We start from the raw sequence: 16,957 nt of genomic DNA, 5'->3' as shown, positions 1-16,957 counted from the left end.
TTGCGAAAATTAATACCCGAATAATTTTATCCCTCTTTCTCCTTCTAAATTAAATTCTCCTTTGAAGGAGGTATAAATAAATGGAAACAACACTTTTTATTGTTCTTATAGTTTTGGCCGCCGCCATTTCCGGCTATGCGGCATGGATTTTATCCCGTCGCGTAGGAAATAGAAAATTAGCCAATGCCGAGGAATTCGCGCGGCGAATTGTGGCTGATGCCGAAAAAGAAGCGGAAATAAAGAAAAAAGAAGCAATTCTTGAAGCCAAAGATGAATGGTATAAAGCCAAGGCGAAATTTGAACGCGAAATTCAAAATAAAAAAACCGAGTTCTCCAAAATCGAAAGGCGGTTGTCTGATAAAGAAACGAACCTGGATAGAAAAATAGAAACCGCCAATAATCGTGAGAAAAAGATTCAGGAAAAAGAACGTAGTAATGCGACCCGAGAAAAAGCAATTTCAATCAGGGAAAAAGACATTGAAAAATTAATTGCCGATCAAAATGTCCAACTCGAAAAGATATCGGGTATGTCGGCCGAGGAAGCCAAGCAGATTCTAATCGAAAATATGACAAGTCAGGCCAAAATCGACGCGGCCGCCCTCGCGAAAGAGATAAAAGAAATTGCCGAACGGGACGCGGAAAAAGAAGCCCGCGAAATTGTGACTCAGGCGATTCAACGCTGTGCCGCCGATCATACCGTCGAATCAACCGTTTCGGTTGTAGTTCTGCCCAATGACGAAATGAAAGGCCGGATTATCGGGCGTGAAGGAAGAAATATTCGTTCATTCGAGACTGCGACGGGGATAGACGTCATTGTTGACGATACGCCCGAAGCGGTGATTCTGTCCGGATACGATCCCATCCGCAGGGAAATCGCTCGCATGGCTTTGGAAAAACTGGTTGCCGATGGCCGGATTCATCCTACCCGTATTGAGGAAATAGTGGTCAAAGCGGAAAAAGATATGGAAGTTATCATCCGTGAGGCCGGTGAACAGGCCGCATTTGATATCGGTATTCACGGCCTTCATCTCGATATTATAAAACTTCTCGGTAAATTGAAATTCCGTACCAGTTACGGACAAAACGTCCTGCTCCATTCAGTCGAAGTGGCCATGCTGGCCGGTATCATGGCTTCCGAACTCGAACTCGATCCTGCCATCGCCAAACGCGCTGGTCTATTACATGATGTGGGCAAAGCTGTCGATCGTGAGACGGAGGGAACCCATACGCAAATCGGTTCTAATATCCTGCGGAAATATAATATCGACCCGGCCATAATAAACGCCGTAGAATCACATCATGGCGATGTTCCTCAGGAAACGCCTTACGCTATCCTGGTGCAATCAGCCGATGCCATTTCCGGCGCTCGCCCCGGAGCCCGTCGTGAACCTCTGGAAAGCTATATCAAACGCCTCGAAAAACTGGAAGAGTTAGCGGATAGCTTCAAAGGAGTTTCAAAAGCGTACGCTATTCAAGCCGGCCGAGAGGTTCGCGTTATCGTCGAGTGCGATGAAATGGATGATCTGGCCTCGTCAATTCTGGCAACCGATATCTCCGGTCGAATAGAAACCGAAATGGAATATCCCGGGCAGATTAAAGTTACGGTAATTCGTGAAATGAGAGCCGTGGAGTACGCCAAATAAATGTCATTGTGCAAAGTAATTTTCATAGCCGACGTTGTCGGTAAACCGGGGCGGAATATTCTATCCCATATGACCCGCCGGCTGAAATACAAATATCAGGCTGATTTTGTAATCGCCAATACCGAAAACGCCGCCGGCGGGTTTGGCATCACTCCCGAGATGGCTCGGAAAGTATTCACCTACGGTGTCGATTGTCAATCATCAGGCAATCATATCTGGGATCGTCAGGGAATCGGTGATTACCTCAGGGAAGAATCCCGATTAATCCGCCCGGCCAATTACCCCGGAGCGCCCGGAAACGGATTATATATCGGTCAGGCGGGTGATTATCCGATTGCCGTTATCTCGCTGATGGGTCGAACATTTATGTACGATATTGATTGCCCGTTTAAGACCGCCGACCAGATAATTAAGAAACTGGATGAGAAGATCAAAATCATCATCGTTGATTTTCATGCCGAAGCGACTTCGGAAAAGCTGGCGGCCTTTTTCCATCTTGATGGTTTGGTTTCGGCGGTAATCGGAACTCATACCCATGTACAAACGGCTGACGAACAGATATCGGGCCGTGGTACGGCATATATCACTGACGTCGGGATGACGGGGCCCTATGATTCAATTCTGGGGATGAACAAGAAGCCGGCCCTGGCACGATTTTTATCGGGTCGTCCAATTCGATTATCGGTGGCAGAAGATGATGTTCGGATATCCGGAGTCTATCTCGAATTTGATATGGAAAACGATACACGGGCAATAAAAATTGAAAGATTCAACATGGAAACGGATCTTAATTTACCTTTTCGCGATCCAGAGGAGGAAAGCGCTAATGCAGGGTAAGCTGATTAACGGTAAGGCGATAGCGAAAAAAATCAAACAAGAACTTAAGGTCGATATTGAAGATTTAAAATCGCGGGGAGTGATACCGGGGCTGGCGGCGGTTCTCGTTGGAGATGATCCCGCATCGCAATTATACGTTAACAGTAAAGCCAAAACCGCTAGCAAATTGGGCCTTTTCAGCGAAGTCATCAAACGCGACGCCGATATTTCTCAAAACGATTTAGTCGAAATAGTTAATGAACTAAACAATCGAGATGATATCCACGGCATTTTGGTGCAATCACCCCTGCCCAAACATATCAACGAAATGGACATCACGCTTACTCTCGATCCTCTCAAAGACGTTGACGCGTTCCATCCCATGAATATGGGGCATCTGTTAATCGGCGAGCCGATTTTCCTGCCCTGTACACCGTTTGGCGTTATCAAGATGATTGACGATATAAATGTCGACCCCAAAGGCAAAAAAGTGGTCGTTCTGGGTCGCAGCAATATCGTGGGAAAACCTCTGGCCGTCATGCTAATGCAAAAATGGCAGGGCTGTAACGCCACCGTGACTGTTTGCCATACCGGTACAGCCAATATTCCCGGCGAAACCATTCAGGCCGATATTATTATCGCCGCTATCGGACGTGCTAATTTCGTTACGGCTGATATGATAAAAGAAGGCGCCATTATTATCGATGTAGGGCAGAATCAGGTCGAAGATAAAAATGCTCCTAAAGGTTATAAGCTCTGCGGTGATGTTGATTTTGACGGATGTCTCGAAAAAGCTTCGATGATAACACCCGTACCGGGCGGAGTCGGGCCGATGACAATCGCGATGCTGATGTATAATACGGTAAGAGCAACCAAGCTTAAGTTGGTTTATAATAAATAATTATCAGGATATTATAAAGTATCGCATTAGATATTAAGCTAAAGCAATAATTGATTTATCACAAGTTCAGATTTTCGTTCATAGTTATTGGGCCTGCAGTATTATGATGAGCCTATGATTCTCACTGCGTAAAAAGCGCAATTAATTGCAACCGTTTTTTTTTATTCAAATTCACACTACAGGATATAATATTCTCAAATCCGACAGTAATTTTCTTGTCACGCTAAGATATTCAAATACAGGCGAATATAGAAGCCGGAAATTTCCTTTAAAATGTATCAATCTAATTATCGCAGGAAATTCGAAACGCGATTCAAAGGCATGGCTTTTGCTTCAAGGCAGTCGAACAATTATATTTTGCAGATTCTGAATATGGCTCAGAAAATACTGATACTCTTCATACTCGTTTTAACAGCTTCGGTCATGGCTACTGAAAGCCCCCACGATAAAATTGAATTTGTGGACGGTCCTTATGTTTTATCGGATACTATTCAGGCAGCGCCGGGCCACCCGATTATTCCCACTGAAATCGAAAATATAACCGATTCTTTATCCGATTATGTCGTTGGCCGAATGAGCGTCCATCAAATCGGATTCATTTTGCCTGAAAACACCAAATTTCCGAGCGGATTGATCAAAAAACGAAAAATTGTTTTAACGTTTCCTCCGGAATTTGATATATCGACTGTGACTTCGGTGACTTACCTTGATAAAGATTCAACCGGATACATGCCCAATATAACCGGGATATTTGTTTATTCGGAATCGGTCGTTATCGAGATTACCGAATATAAGAATGATCCTCATCGGCCATACCAGGTTTACTTTAATATAGACGCTATCGCCAATCCCATACGAAGTGGAGATTATCGAATTGTGGTGCAAGTTGATAATTTCTTTGGACGGACCATAGCCGGGCCGAATTTCAGCGATTTCTTCACGATTCTCCCCGATGAACCGGCCCAGCTGGCGATATTGCCAACCGGAGATTTATCAATTATCGCCGGCGAGACGATCATGTTTGAAGCGTTTATTGCCGACCAATACGGCAATATCATCAGCCCGGAAACTGCTATCTGGTCGATTGATGACACTCAGGATAATATCGGCCGCATGTTCGGCTCGGCTTTTCAGGCGACTACTGTGGGTGTCGGTCGAGTTGTCGCTACGGCCGGAGATTTGACCGCCTATTCAGGAGAGATAACGGTTTCGCCGGGAGAAACGGCTCAGATTATTGCCGTCCACGAATCCGAATCGGTAAATGCCGGAACTCCATTAAATAACGATATTACCATTACCCTGGCCGATGATTTTGGAAATCGCAAATATGATTTTATCGGATCGGTTTGGTTTGAAAGTGATGATAGCGAAGCGGAGATTACTTATGATGTTTCAAATCCTTATCAGTTTACTGCACAGGATCAGGGGCGAAGAGTCTTTTCTGGTGACGGGTTTATTTTCAAGACGGCGGGGCAGAGGGTATTATTAGTCAAAGAAGTATCCGGATTATCCGCAACGATTGAAAATATCTTTGTTCTTTCGGGCCAGTTGGCTGATTTTGATGTTTCATTTTCGCAAAATACACGAGCGGGAGAACCGCTTACAATCTCGATCTCCAATGCTGTTGATTCGAGCGGAAATCCGTTTACGGGTATGATAGATATTGCGGGGGGAGAGATTGCGCCTGATGGAACCATGCCTATCATCAATAATATTTATGTAGGCAATGGCGAAGGTTCAACTAATATTCGGCTCTTTGCGGCGGGGATAAATAATCTGGTCTTATCTCATGAGACTATCGAACGTACTCTTGATATAAATATTTTGCCGGCTCAAACCGACCGCATGAGTTTATCGGTCGATGAGACTCAGTTTATTGGCAATAAATTATTTGGCGGATTGACGATTGAAGTTTTTGATCGATATGAAAATCTTAAAACCGATTATAATGAAGTCGGCGGCGAAGTCCGCTTCGAGTCGGAAACCGGCGAGTTTACTCCGGAAGCTATTCAACCAGCTACTTTTATCAACGGCGTTGCGGACATTACAGAAATATCATTCGATGGCCAACCGGGACCGACTGTACTTTTGGCTAAAATGATCGTCGATGGCGAGCTATTGATTGAATCCACCGAATTTATCGCAAATGGGATTGTTGCCCGGCCCAATGATGATTTTCCGATTGCATCAACGATACCTGAGACATGGGAAGCCTCTGTAAGAGCTTACGGCAAAAATTTCGGAAATATAACACCTGTATTTCTTGAATTTCGATCTGAAATATTTAATGAAACTGATGAACAGGTTATCTCGCCATATCCTGATCAATGCTTACCTGAACCCGGTGATGCGATTGGATGCGTGATTATTGATAATATTAAAGCTGAGTTTCCTGCCGAAGAATACGATTATATTATCATTGCAGAAGCGCATTACCAGATTGATGATATTATCTTCATCACCGAATATGAGTTTTCGCACATGTTCGAAGTTGTGCCGTTTATTCCGTTTGAAGTAATATCTGAAAATTTACCCGACACGGCGTTTCAATATGATTATGATTTACAGGGCGGAATAGTCATAAGAAATGAAAACTCATATGAACCGGCCAGGAGTTTTGATATAACTCTTAGAATCGCTCAAGATTCATCATTATTTAGTATTGCTCAGGTGCGTTTCAAGGAATTCAACTGGGAGCCGGAAATATCCCATGAATTCATGCTCCGATTACGGGATGAATTCCCAACAAATATTTATGAATATATCATCGAATATCGTTCAGTCATACAATTTGAAGATAACTCAATTGTCACCTATCGCGGCAAATTTGATTTAGGTAAAAACCTATCAATCCTCCCTCGTGCCAATATACTTGTCAATGACAATGCTATCACTCCGGCCTCAGCGATTGCGGGTTCGGCTGTTTCATTCACCATACCCCTTAAGCTTATTGGCTCGTCTTCGATTAATCTAAACGGCGCAGGAACTCAATTAATTGTCACCGACGGCTCAATTACCAGTTCCGCCCGACTATTGGAAGACGAATACATCTTAACCCCCGGAGTTACTAACATTGCCAGCGCACCGTTGACTATTCCGGAAGAATGGATTGGAAAAACATTAACCGCCAAATTACTGCTTAATGGAATCGAAGCCGATATAATTCCTGTCGATGAAGTAAAATCGTTCGCGTTCCCGGTTACGATTGTCGGCAGTCAATTCTTAAGTATCGGCCATTTATCTATCGAAGCTCCCAACGCTCCCCATGTCAACACCGGGCAGGAATTCGGTATCAGCGGATACGTAATCAACACCTCCACTGAGGATTTTGAAGAATCCTTAACGGTTGGTTTATTCTCAGACGGTGAATCGATAGTATTCGAACCGGTTGATATTACTTCCGTACCCGCCAAAGATTCGGTCAAAGTTCTATTTTACGTCATGGCGGGCGGTAACCCCAACCCGGCCGAACGATTTTATATGGTCCCCCTGAGCGGTCAGGATGTTTTGCAGCCGCGTCCGGATAATAATATTGTCGCTGTCATCCAGACGCCCGCGAAATTAATATTTGACGCCGAATTTGTCGACCGCCCCGGCTCTCTCGCGATCCTTGATTACGCCGAAGATTTTTCAATCGTCGCTGAATACCGCAATAACGGTCAGGCTGAAATTGAAGGCGGAACCCTGATTTTGGATTATTTTGGTTCCGGCGATTTTGGCGTTAATTTCCCGATTGAGCTTCCTCTTGACGATGAACTTATTTGGAATCTCACTTCACCGGCAACGGAACTTATATCCGAATTTCTTATCAAATGGGGTGAGTTGCCTATTGATAAAAACACCGGGGAAGCGGTAGAAGATTTGAGCCAGCCAATTATACTGCCGTTTATGGTAAAAGCCTCAATTACGAAATTGGTTATCCAGCCAGATTCATTCGATACCCAGCCATTGGTCAGAGATGCGACAGCCATATTATTTAAACTGATGATGGAAAACGTTTCCAATGATATTCGCAATTCGATTCTGATAAACACGATTACTATTACAGTTACCGATCGCGACGGCAAACAAATTGATGGAGAGTATTTGGTCACCGAAACCGGCTCGGCCTTTTATCTCGACGATCAGCCGATAACATCCCTTGAGCTTGTTGACGGCAAACTGGCCTACAGTTTTACCGGCTTAATTATCCCTCCGGGTGAAAAAGAAATTATCGAACTGCGATTCACCCCCAAAGTTGATGCCTTTTTCGATTTCTTCAATATGCGTCTTGAAAGCGCTGATATTTCAGCCGAATTCGCCTCCGGGCCAAGGATTGGCGAGAAAGTAACCGTAACCGGTATTTTGGATCGCGCCTTCGAGATCAATTTACCTCAGGCAATAATCGCGACCGAATTTGGCGAGTCGTTTAAAAATTACCCGAATCCGTTCAATCCCAACTTTGAAGAAACCGAATTTATTTATAACCTCCCGACTGATTCTGATGTCGATATTTATATCTACGCCGTCACTGGCGAACGAGTCCGTCATCTTCATTATGACGCCGGCAGTGTTGGAGGCCAATCGGATCAATTGGCCCGAGCCTATTGGGACGGCCACAACGGCGAGGGTGATGTTGTTCTCAACGGTGTCTATGTCGCATATATCGAAGTCGCCGAAGGCAATCTCACGGCCAAAGTCAAAATAGCGGTGGTGAAATGATGCGGAAAATTATTTTCATATTCGTTTTCGCAATGACGCTCATCTCCGCTAACGCCTGGTCGGGAGACGACGGCGGCACCGAATCGGTTTTCAGCATCGGCGGGGGAGCCCGGGCAATGGGCATGGGTAACGGATTTATCGGACTGGCCGATGACGCTACCGCCATATATTATAACCCGGCCGGCCTGACATCACTTCAGACTCAACAGGTTTCATTCCTCCACGCCGTGTTATTTGAGGAAACCACTTACGATTTCATAGCCTACGCTTATCCATCTATCTGGGGGACTTTCGGCGTCGCCGGAATGAGAATCGGCACCGATGATATCGGTCGGCGCGGTTCGGATTATTATGACCTGGGTCGTTTTTCAGCTTCTCAAATGCAAATACTCTTTTCTTACAGCCGGGCTTTTTTAAATAGATATTCAGCTGGTATAACATTTAAGATGAATCATCAATCGATTGATAATTATTCGGCCTACGGTTTTGGTTTTGATCTGGGTGGACGGGCGAAAATTATTAACAATCTTTATGCCGGGTTGGTTATCCAGGATATTATCGGGGCCAAAATGCAGCTGATAAGCGAGAAAGAAAGAATCCCAATTACTTTTAAGACTGGATTATCATATTATCTTTCAAAGAAAGATTTCCCGGTCTTTGGTCGCGTCAATCTGGATTTGGAAAAACCCGAAAATCGCTCTGTCAAAGTACGCACGGGATTTGAGGCGATACATAATTCCGGTTTGGCTCTCCGGGCCGGATACGATCGCGATAATCCATCGCTGGGGATGGGGATACAATATCAAAATTTGTTCGTGGATTACGCCTACAAATTTATCGATCACCTCAGCGACAGCCATCGGTTTTCCTTTACACTCAATTTCGGCATTACTCAGGACGAAAGTATCGCTCAGCATGAAAGCGCTGAGCAGGCAGGCGTTCAGAGCGCACTCGAAGAAAATCGAAAACAAGCGCTCAAAAAATATATGGATAAGGCCAATGATTTCTATGATGCCGAAATGTATGACTCATCCCTGGCGGCATATTATCGAGCCGACGCGTATGCTAAAGACGAAGATGGAGAATTTATAAAATCACGCATCAACGAAATCAATGTCACTCTGAGTGGATTGAACGGCTATCCATCCCGAACCGACACGATAATGACCGGAGGTACCGGAGTCGATTTGATGACACAGGCGAGGATTTTATTTGAAGAAGGCGCCTTGATTCCGGCTCATAATATGATACGCCTGGCTCGCCTATATGGAATTCAATCGGCCGATCTCGACACTTTGGATTTAGCCGTTAATTTCGCCATAAATAGAAAAATCAATACCAATCTCGAGATAGCCAAATCATCATTCGATAATGGCGATTACATTACCGCATACGACAGATATAATACCGTTCTGATGTATGATTTCCAAAATGAATTGGGCAGAACGGGATCACGGTTGGCTGAAAAGCGGCTTAATCTGGCCCAGCATCTAAATCTTGGCCTGGAATATTTCAATCAGGGCAAGTATATATCATCGCAGCGTACTCTGCGCATGGTTCTTGGTTTGGATCCGGGAAATAAAACCGCCCAGGAATATCTGGATAAGATCACCGAACGAATTCATCAGTCGCCCTCGCTTGAGGACCTTCAAAAAGATAGCCGGATTTGGAATGTCTATCTCGAAGGTCTCGAATCCTTTCGCCGAGGTGATTATGAGAACGCGATTCGCCTCTGGGAAAATGTCCTGGAAGTTTATCCAAACAACAGAAATACTCTTGAAAATATCAAACAGGCTCGGCTGCGTCTAAAATAATAATTCGCGATTCGAAAAGTGAATTGCGCCGGAAGCCTTAAAAAATAAGGGCTTGATGATTTTTTTATTACGTTAATCCCTGCTTTTTTTACTACATTGAACCTATGTTCCGAAGACCGATAAGAGAAACGGTGGCCGCATTTCCGGCCCAGGAAAGCCAACTGGCCGGGTTGCGCAAAACGGTTGAGGAAATCTGCCTTCAGGCTAATTTATCATCCAAAGAGATCAATAATATAGTTTTGGCTATTGAAGAAGGCGCGACTAATATTATCCGTCACGCCTATATGTTTAGCGAAGGCGAAATACGGCTTAAAGTCGAGGTATTCAAGCATTCGATAGTATTTTCATTATTCGACAACGGCAAATCGTTTCAGCCTCCCGACAAATCAAAACTCGATTTGAAAAAAATGGCCGCCACCGGTAGAAAAGGCGGACTTGGTTTTTATCTTCTTAATAAGGTAATGGATCGCGTTGAATATTTTTCTCTGGAAGGCGAAAATGAACTGCGAATGACGAAGTTTTTATCAGACCGGGGAGAGAAGGAACTCGAATGGGGAGGCGGCCTTTCGCTGCGCGTTAAATTTTCCGCTTTTACTTTTTTGATTGTTGTGGTGCTTGTTATCGGGGCCTATCTTTACATTAATTCCCGTTCCAGTCAATATATTCAGTCACAACTCGAAGATACTGTCAAAGCTCTCAGCAGTACAATCACGTCGCAAGCCTCCGGATTTATTATTAACCAGCGCTCTGACGCCGAGTTTGATGAATTAGTGGTTTCATATCAGCGGGCGAATGAGATTATACAGGCAGTGATAATCGTGGATACGAATGGAGTCATCATCGCAGATTCCCGCGGCCCGACACGATTATATACCAGGCTCGAAAATAGGCTTTTATCGCTCATCGACAGAACCTCTGATAAAAAGATTTTCCCATTTGAGGAAGGACAGCAGGTTATCGTCGGGCAAATCAATTTGGGCGGTTCCAATCTCGGCGCAATCGTTTTGGAATATTCATCGCTGGTTATGGAAGCGGAACTAAAAGATGCGCGAGAAATAATTTTAATTATAACCGCACTCGGTTTGCTTATCGGGATTACCGGAATTTATCTGCTTTCAAATTATTTTGTCCGTCCGATTGGGCGAATCGTATATCGAGTTCGTAAATTCGCGGAAGGCGATCTGGAAAGTCAGTTGCCCCTAAAAGGCGCCGGAGAGTTTTACGAAATTTCCAAAGCCCTTAATGAATTGATTATGCGCATGCGCCGCGATCGAAAGAACATTATTGAGCGGGAAATTATGCAAAAAGAGATGCAGATGGCCGAGGAAATCCAGAAAGCTCTGATCCCTACGCAGTTGCCGTCCATCGAGGGTTATGATTTTGGCGCCATCTATAAATCAGCCCGAATGGTCGGCGGAGATCTCTTTGATTTTGTTGAAATAAGCGATCATACTTTTGGGGTCGTTGTCGCTGATGTGTCCGGTAAGGGCATTCCGGGATCGCTTGTAATGTCGATGGTCAGAACCGCTCTGAGGCTTGAAGCTCGCAGTTCCAAGTCAGCTCGGGATGTCCTGATAAAGGTCAATGATTACGTCTCTGGCAATATCAAATCCGGAATTTTCGTTACTATACTACTGGCAATCGTCAATACCAAATCCGGAAAGATTAATTTCGCCTCCGCCGGCCACAATCCCTTACTGCATTTCAATAGCGCTTTAGGTGAGGCCAGTTTTATCAATGCTGGGGGAATGCCGGTCGGATTAAAGCCGGGTCGCCATAAATTTGCCGAGGCAATAAAATCGGCCGAACTCAAACTAAAAGAAAACGATTTTCTCGTTATATATACCGACGGCGTAACCGAAGAGCGGGGCCGAAGTAACAAAGCCTACGGCACCGAGAGAATCGTTGAAATTCTCAAGGAAAATCACTCAGACTCAGCCGAGAAAATTGCGCGATTATTCGAATCAGACATTGCCCGATTTGTCGGCAAAAACGATCAACACGATGATATCACCATGGTAATTCTCAAGAAATGCTCTCAGGCCGGATGTTCGAACGAGACGCGAACTGACAAGAAGGAATCGGTTCCCCAGGATATCAAAATCGATTCGGTTACGATAAAACCCAAATCCACGCCAAAAAAATAGTCCGATATTACCGCCAATTATATTTTCTGAATGCGGATTATTGACGTAATACGTTAAAGGTCACAAACTTAAGGGTCCTAACGGCGATTTGTTATGGACTAACATTTCCGTTTTTATGTTGACAAATATACATTCTGACTTATTCTATTAGATGAAGCAGAGTTTACAAGGGTTTTTCAGTAAAATCAAACAGGTTGGTTGCGTTTGGATAGCCTCACGTTAAATATTATCCTGTTTCTGCTTGTCGTGATTCTAATTGTATTGCTGATTATCAAGCAGAGGCAAATGCGCAAGCTGAACCCGCTAAAAGACCTTGAATCTGTCTTAGCGGGGATCGCGTCAAGTCTGATTAGTTGCCGCACCGAGGGGAAAATTCAAAAGGTGGCCAGTCAGCTTTCCGCTATTTTTATCAATCACCTACAGGCTGCCCAAATCCTGTTTTTCCGCTGCCAAAAACGCAATATGGAGATGAACTACGTATATGGATTGAAGAATATTCGTCGCTCCCGCTATCGTATTCAAATTTCAGATAATCTCCTAAAACAGCTTACTTCCGGGAAAATGCTTTACAATATTTCGGAACTGGATGGAAACTTAAATAATGACCTGGAAAATCTGCTGCTGGACAAAAAATTCAATTTAGTTTTTCCCATTTTTTGGAATGAAAATCTATTCGGTGTCTATTTTATCAGAACCGCTCTGCCGTATGGCCATCCTCTTATAAATTTATTTTTGCTTTTCCTGAATCAAAATCTATCCATTACCTATCACCTGACCCGGGTTGAATCGACTCGCAGGATGCTCGAAAGTAAACTTAAAAACAATAAAATTCAGGATAATGCTAAAGGAAAATATGCGGCCAATGCTTCCCAGGTTAATGACCCCGGATATCTAATTGAAATGTTTACCCATCGAAAAGTGGATGATTTGATGGCCAACGTTTTCGAAAAGGTTAAAACCGGTCTGAAGGCGGATAAATTACTATTCCTATCCCGACCTTATTCGGGAGCTCCAAATAATCTTAAATATTCGATTGGAATGGACCGCAAAGAGTTTCCGATCGATAGTAAGGAGTTCGGAAAGATTTTCGGGGCCATGCAAAAACAGCAGATTTACGATATCCGGAAAATTCCAAAAAGTATGGACGAAAAAATACTGCCCGAAAGAATTTCTCAAATTGGAATGGATTACATGTCAACTTTTTCCCTGGACGAAAAAGAACAGGGATTACTCTTTTGGTCTGGCAGGGATGAAGATAGTCAATCCGATTTTAAAATACTTAATCAGTTCGAGAGAGTAGCTCGACGGGCCATGAATAATGCCCTGGAATTTGAAAAATACGAAGAGATGTCATATACCGATAGTCTTACCAGATTATATAATTATCGCTACTTTATAAAACGTCTCGGCGAGGAAATTCAGCGCGCCAAAAGATTCAATCGCCGCGTTGGATTGCTTCTATTTGATATTGATGATTTCAAAGTATATAACGATAATTTTGGACATCAGTGGGGGGATGAATTGTTGCGTTGCATGGGCGATACGTTATCCCGCTCGCTTCGTTCCATTGATATAGTATCGCGGTACGGCGGCGATGAATTTTGTATTATAATGCCGGAAGCCGATAAAATTACCTGCGGAATTTTCATGGATCGCCTTCGTCATGCCATAAATTCCACAGACTTCAGAGATAAGGCTAATGGCTTCGAGGGGAGAATCACGATCAGTATCGGAGCCGCCATTTTCCCCGATGACGCCGAAAACGCCGATAGCTTAATATACTGCAGCGATATGGCTTTGCTCCATTCCAAAAATTATGGCCGTAATCGCAGCACCCTCTTTTCCGAGGATTTGCTTACTGCCAAAAAATAAACTTCCCTTATTTATTCCTCTGCGTATAAACTTGTAAATAGAATTAAGCAAGAAGGTTAGACTGAATTTGCCTTGACATAAAATTCCAAAAGCGGTTACTTATATGGTTAATTATTGGAAAAATAAGTCGATTTTTTAGAATAAGGACGTATAGTCGGCTATAATTCAAGGATGGAAAAATGTATCAGAGGAAATCGCTGATTTTTCTTCTTAGTATAATCTGCGTATTTTGCGCTTATTCCGGACTGACTTTCGCCAACGATGAATACGTAATCGGCCCGGAGGACGTCCTGCAAATCAGCTTCTGGCAAGAGCCCTCACTGGATCAGATTGTAAAGGTAAGACAGGACGGGAAAATCACCCTTTCGATTATTGGCGAAATTCAGGCTTCCGGCTTAACCAGCAGTGAGCTGGCCACACAAATCGAGAGAAACGTGTCACTGTATAATCAGAAAATATCCCAGGCGACGGTAACCGTTACGGGATTCAATTCTCAAAAGGTATTTGTTTCAGGTGAAGTCGGCGTTACCGGAAAAATAACGTTTGAGGTGATTCCGGATATTTGGACCGTTATAAGAGAAGCGGGAGGTGCCACTGAGCTGGGAGACTTAACCCGCGTCAGTATTATTCGCTCAGACGAAGACGGCGGAGAGATGATCACGGTTAATGTATTAGAGGCTTTGGCTTCCGGTTCGCTGGATAGGTTACCAAAACTCAAAAGCGGCGATACGGTCGATATTCCTCGCGCCGCAGGCGGTCTTCCGGGCCGGCAATTGACTTCCGATTACGGCGAACGCAAAAACCTGTTTTATGTTATCGGTGAGGTGAACCGTCCGGGGCAGCTTGAATTTGACGGGGAAGTCGATATACTCGACGCTATCGGATTAGCCGGTGGAACAACCGAGCGGGCTAATCTCAAAGATGTCAGGATAATAACTAAAAACGGTTCGGGAACCTCGGTGATAAAGACAAATCTTAAAAAATACCAGAAGGAAGGTAACCCAAAACGCCTAACCATCAAGCGTGAAGATACGATAGTCATCGGTCAAAAGGGTCGGCCGTGGATTAGCTGGGATAACTTACGGGATTTCGCGATGATTACGACGTCAATCGTCACTTTATACCTATTAATTGACAGAACCCGAGATGATGAGATCCGATAATGTCCGAGCCACGCTAAAAACATTTAACCAGATTTCGGAATGACGATATGGATGGATATCGATTAAAAAGTAAAGTCGCTATTGACGAGCGAGAATTTTTAATACAAACCGTAAATGATGAAGAGAAAAACGCGGTCGTCTCCTCTCTCTTCGTCGATGGCAAAGTTATTGAAACCTGCGACTTCCCTCACCCGGAAAATAAAACGATTGCAGATATCGAAGGCCTTGTCATAAGCGCCCACGAGGAAAAGAAAACAGAGATTGAACACCTCCTGGCTACTTTTGGCAAAGTCGCCGGCTCCAATGATCCTGATTTAATGTTCAACGTCGGTACGGCATTTTACTGCAAAAAGCTTTATGAAGAAGCGCAAATTTTATTTGAATCTGTCATAGCCTGCAGACCTGACCATTATCAGGCGGGCAATTATTATGGTTTAACCCTGATGGCCCTGGGGCAGTTCGAAAAGGCTGTAATGGCTCTGGGGAGAGTCGTGGAATTGAAACCCGGATTCGCGGATTTTCATAATAATTATGGTGAAGCCTTATTGGAGAGCGGATCATGTCGGCGGGCGATAGAAGAATTTGAGGCGGCTCTGAAGATTAATATTTATTATGCTGACGCCTATTTCAACATCGGTATCGCATACCTGTCAAATGCCGTCACTCACGAGAATTATGAATTCTTTGAATATATGCTTGCCAACATAAAAGACAGCCTTAATCGCGCCATTATGATAACACCGGCTTTTAAAACCAGCCGCTATGACGAAACTATAAATTTAATCGAAACCGGAGAGTACGCACAGGCGCTAATTTTACTTAAAGCCGTCCGAGATATAAAAAAGGAAAAAAGCCGACAGGAATTTTCCAGTTGTTATCTCAGGTTTTTACTTTTTTCGGAAAAAGTTAATGAGCGGGCGGTCGCGGATCGTATTCAATATCTGCAGTCGATTCTGGAAAAGAATCCCAATTATTCTGACCTGCATCATGAACTGGCTTTGTGCCATCTGCAACAAGCCCAGATTAGCTGGAATAAAGGGATTAAACACTTTGGCGAGGCCCTGAATATAAACGCTCATTTGACCAAATCGGAAAAAAGCCGGAAACAGGCCGAATCATTTGCCGAGCAATTGAAAGAAACGCTGATCAATATTGCCCGTTTTGAAAACGAATAGGGAACCTGGTTGTTATGGCCAAAAAATTGAAATCGTTAAACCTGTTTGAATATTTTGACGCCGAATCGCCTTATGCTACCGAGTTTAGGCGACTTTTGTATAATCTTAACGGAGTCCTGTCCGGCGATAAAACAAAAATAATTCTTATTACTTCTTCAATGCTCGCCGAAGGCAAATCCATTATTGTCGCATATTTGGCGATGACCGCGGCGGGCAGGAAAAAAAGAAAAACCTTGTTGATCGATTGCGATTTACGTCGTCCAACTTTGCATCGTTTGTTTGATCTTCCTCGGGAAGCGGGGCTGGTTGAAGCCCTCAGCGAAAAAAAATCATTAAAAGATGTTATTAAGAAAACGGCCAATGATTACCTTGATATAATTACCGCCGGCAAAACCGTCGCCAATCCGACCGATGTCTTTGATTCCGAGGCGATTCACAATTTCCTCAATGAAGGCCGGTTTTATTACGATTTGATACTCCTCGATTGCGCCCCGGTTTTACCCGTATCGGATCCTATGCTTTTGGCTCCGTTGATGGACGGCGTTATCATGGTCGTCAAAGCCGGCAGCACTCCACGGGAGGTAGCCCAACGAGCCGCCCGGCTCCTGCAAAACAACAAATCCAATTTCGTCGGAATAGTCCTGAATAATCTGGAAAATGCCCTGCCATATTATTACAACGAATCGTATTACGGGTATGAGTATAAACAATCTCCGAACGATTAA

10 protein-coding genes are annotated in these 16,957 nt (G+C 44.0%); all 10 read left to right on the top strand.

Annotated elements, in window-relative coordinates; all coding sequences use genetic code 11:
• The first annotated feature begins 80 nt into the window (after positions 1-80).
• The 10 genes from rny (at position 81) to V3V99_00300 (ending at position 16,957) form a co-directional block, all read left to right on the top strand.
• Complete coding sequence (gene rny, locus V3V99_00345) at positions 81-1,643, top strand: ribonuclease Y (protein ID MEE9441105.1); 1,563 nt, start codon at positions 81-83, stop codon at positions 1,641-1,643.
• The gene (locus V3V99_00340) at positions 1,644-2,480 is read left to right on the top strand and encodes a TIGR00282 family metallophosphoesterase (GenBank protein ID MEE9441104.1); all 837 of its coding nucleotides are present in this window, start codon (positions 1,644-1,646) and stop codon (positions 2,478-2,480) included.
• Entirely contained in the window at positions 2,470-3,360 is an 891-nt protein-coding gene (locus V3V99_00335) for a bifunctional 5,10-methylenetetrahydrofolate dehydrogenase/5,10-methenyltetrahydrofolate cyclohydrolase (GenBank protein MEE9441103.1), read from the top strand. The genes V3V99_00340 and V3V99_00335 overlap by 11 nt, the downstream gene beginning before the upstream one ends.
• 273 nt (positions 3,361-3,633) lie before the next feature.
• Entirely contained in the window at positions 3,634-8,061 is a 4,428-nt protein-coding gene (locus V3V99_00330; protein MEE9441102.1) for a hypothetical protein, read from the top strand.
• Positions 8,058-9,875: a PorV/PorQ family protein gene (locus tag V3V99_00325; GenBank protein MEE9441101.1), complete on the top strand. Its 1,818-nt coding sequence runs from the start codon at positions 8,058-8,060 to the stop codon at positions 9,873-9,875. The genes V3V99_00330 and V3V99_00325 overlap by 4 nt, the downstream gene beginning before the upstream one ends.
• 131 nt (positions 9,876-10,006) lie before the next feature.
• Positions 10,007-12,022 (top strand): SpoIIE family protein phosphatase, encoded by a 2,016-nt coding sequence (locus tag V3V99_00320; GenBank protein ID MEE9441100.1) that lies wholly within the window; start codon positions 10,007-10,009, stop codon positions 12,020-12,022.
• A 285-nt stretch (positions 12,023-12,307) separates the two neighbouring features.
• Entirely contained in the window at positions 12,308-13,894 is a 1,587-nt protein-coding gene (locus V3V99_00315; protein ID MEE9441099.1) for a GGDEF domain-containing protein, read from the top strand.
• A gap of 179 nt (positions 13,895-14,073) precedes the next feature.
• Complete coding sequence (locus V3V99_00310) at positions 14,074-15,057, top strand: polysaccharide biosynthesis/export family protein (GenBank protein MEE9441098.1); 984 nt, start codon at positions 14,074-14,076, stop codon at positions 15,055-15,057.
• Positions 15,058-15,104: 47 nt separating this feature from the next.
• The gene (locus V3V99_00305) at positions 15,105-16,232 is read left to right on the top strand and encodes a tetratricopeptide repeat protein (GenBank protein ID MEE9441097.1); all 1,128 of its coding nucleotides are present in this window, start codon (positions 15,105-15,107) and stop codon (positions 16,230-16,232) included.
• A gap of 14 nt (positions 16,233-16,246) precedes the next feature.
• Complete coding sequence (locus V3V99_00300) at positions 16,247-16,957, top strand: CpsD/CapB family tyrosine-protein kinase (protein ID MEE9441096.1); 711 nt, start codon at positions 16,247-16,249, stop codon at positions 16,955-16,957.

It is taken from the genome of Candidatus Zixiibacteriota bacterium, assembly GCA_036480375.1.
Lineage (GTDB): Bacteria > Zixibacteria > MSB-5A5 > GN15 > JAAZOE01 > JAZGGI01.
The sequence above is the reverse complement of the archived record's forward strand: the minus strand, read 5'-3'. Positions and strand labels throughout refer to the sequence as shown.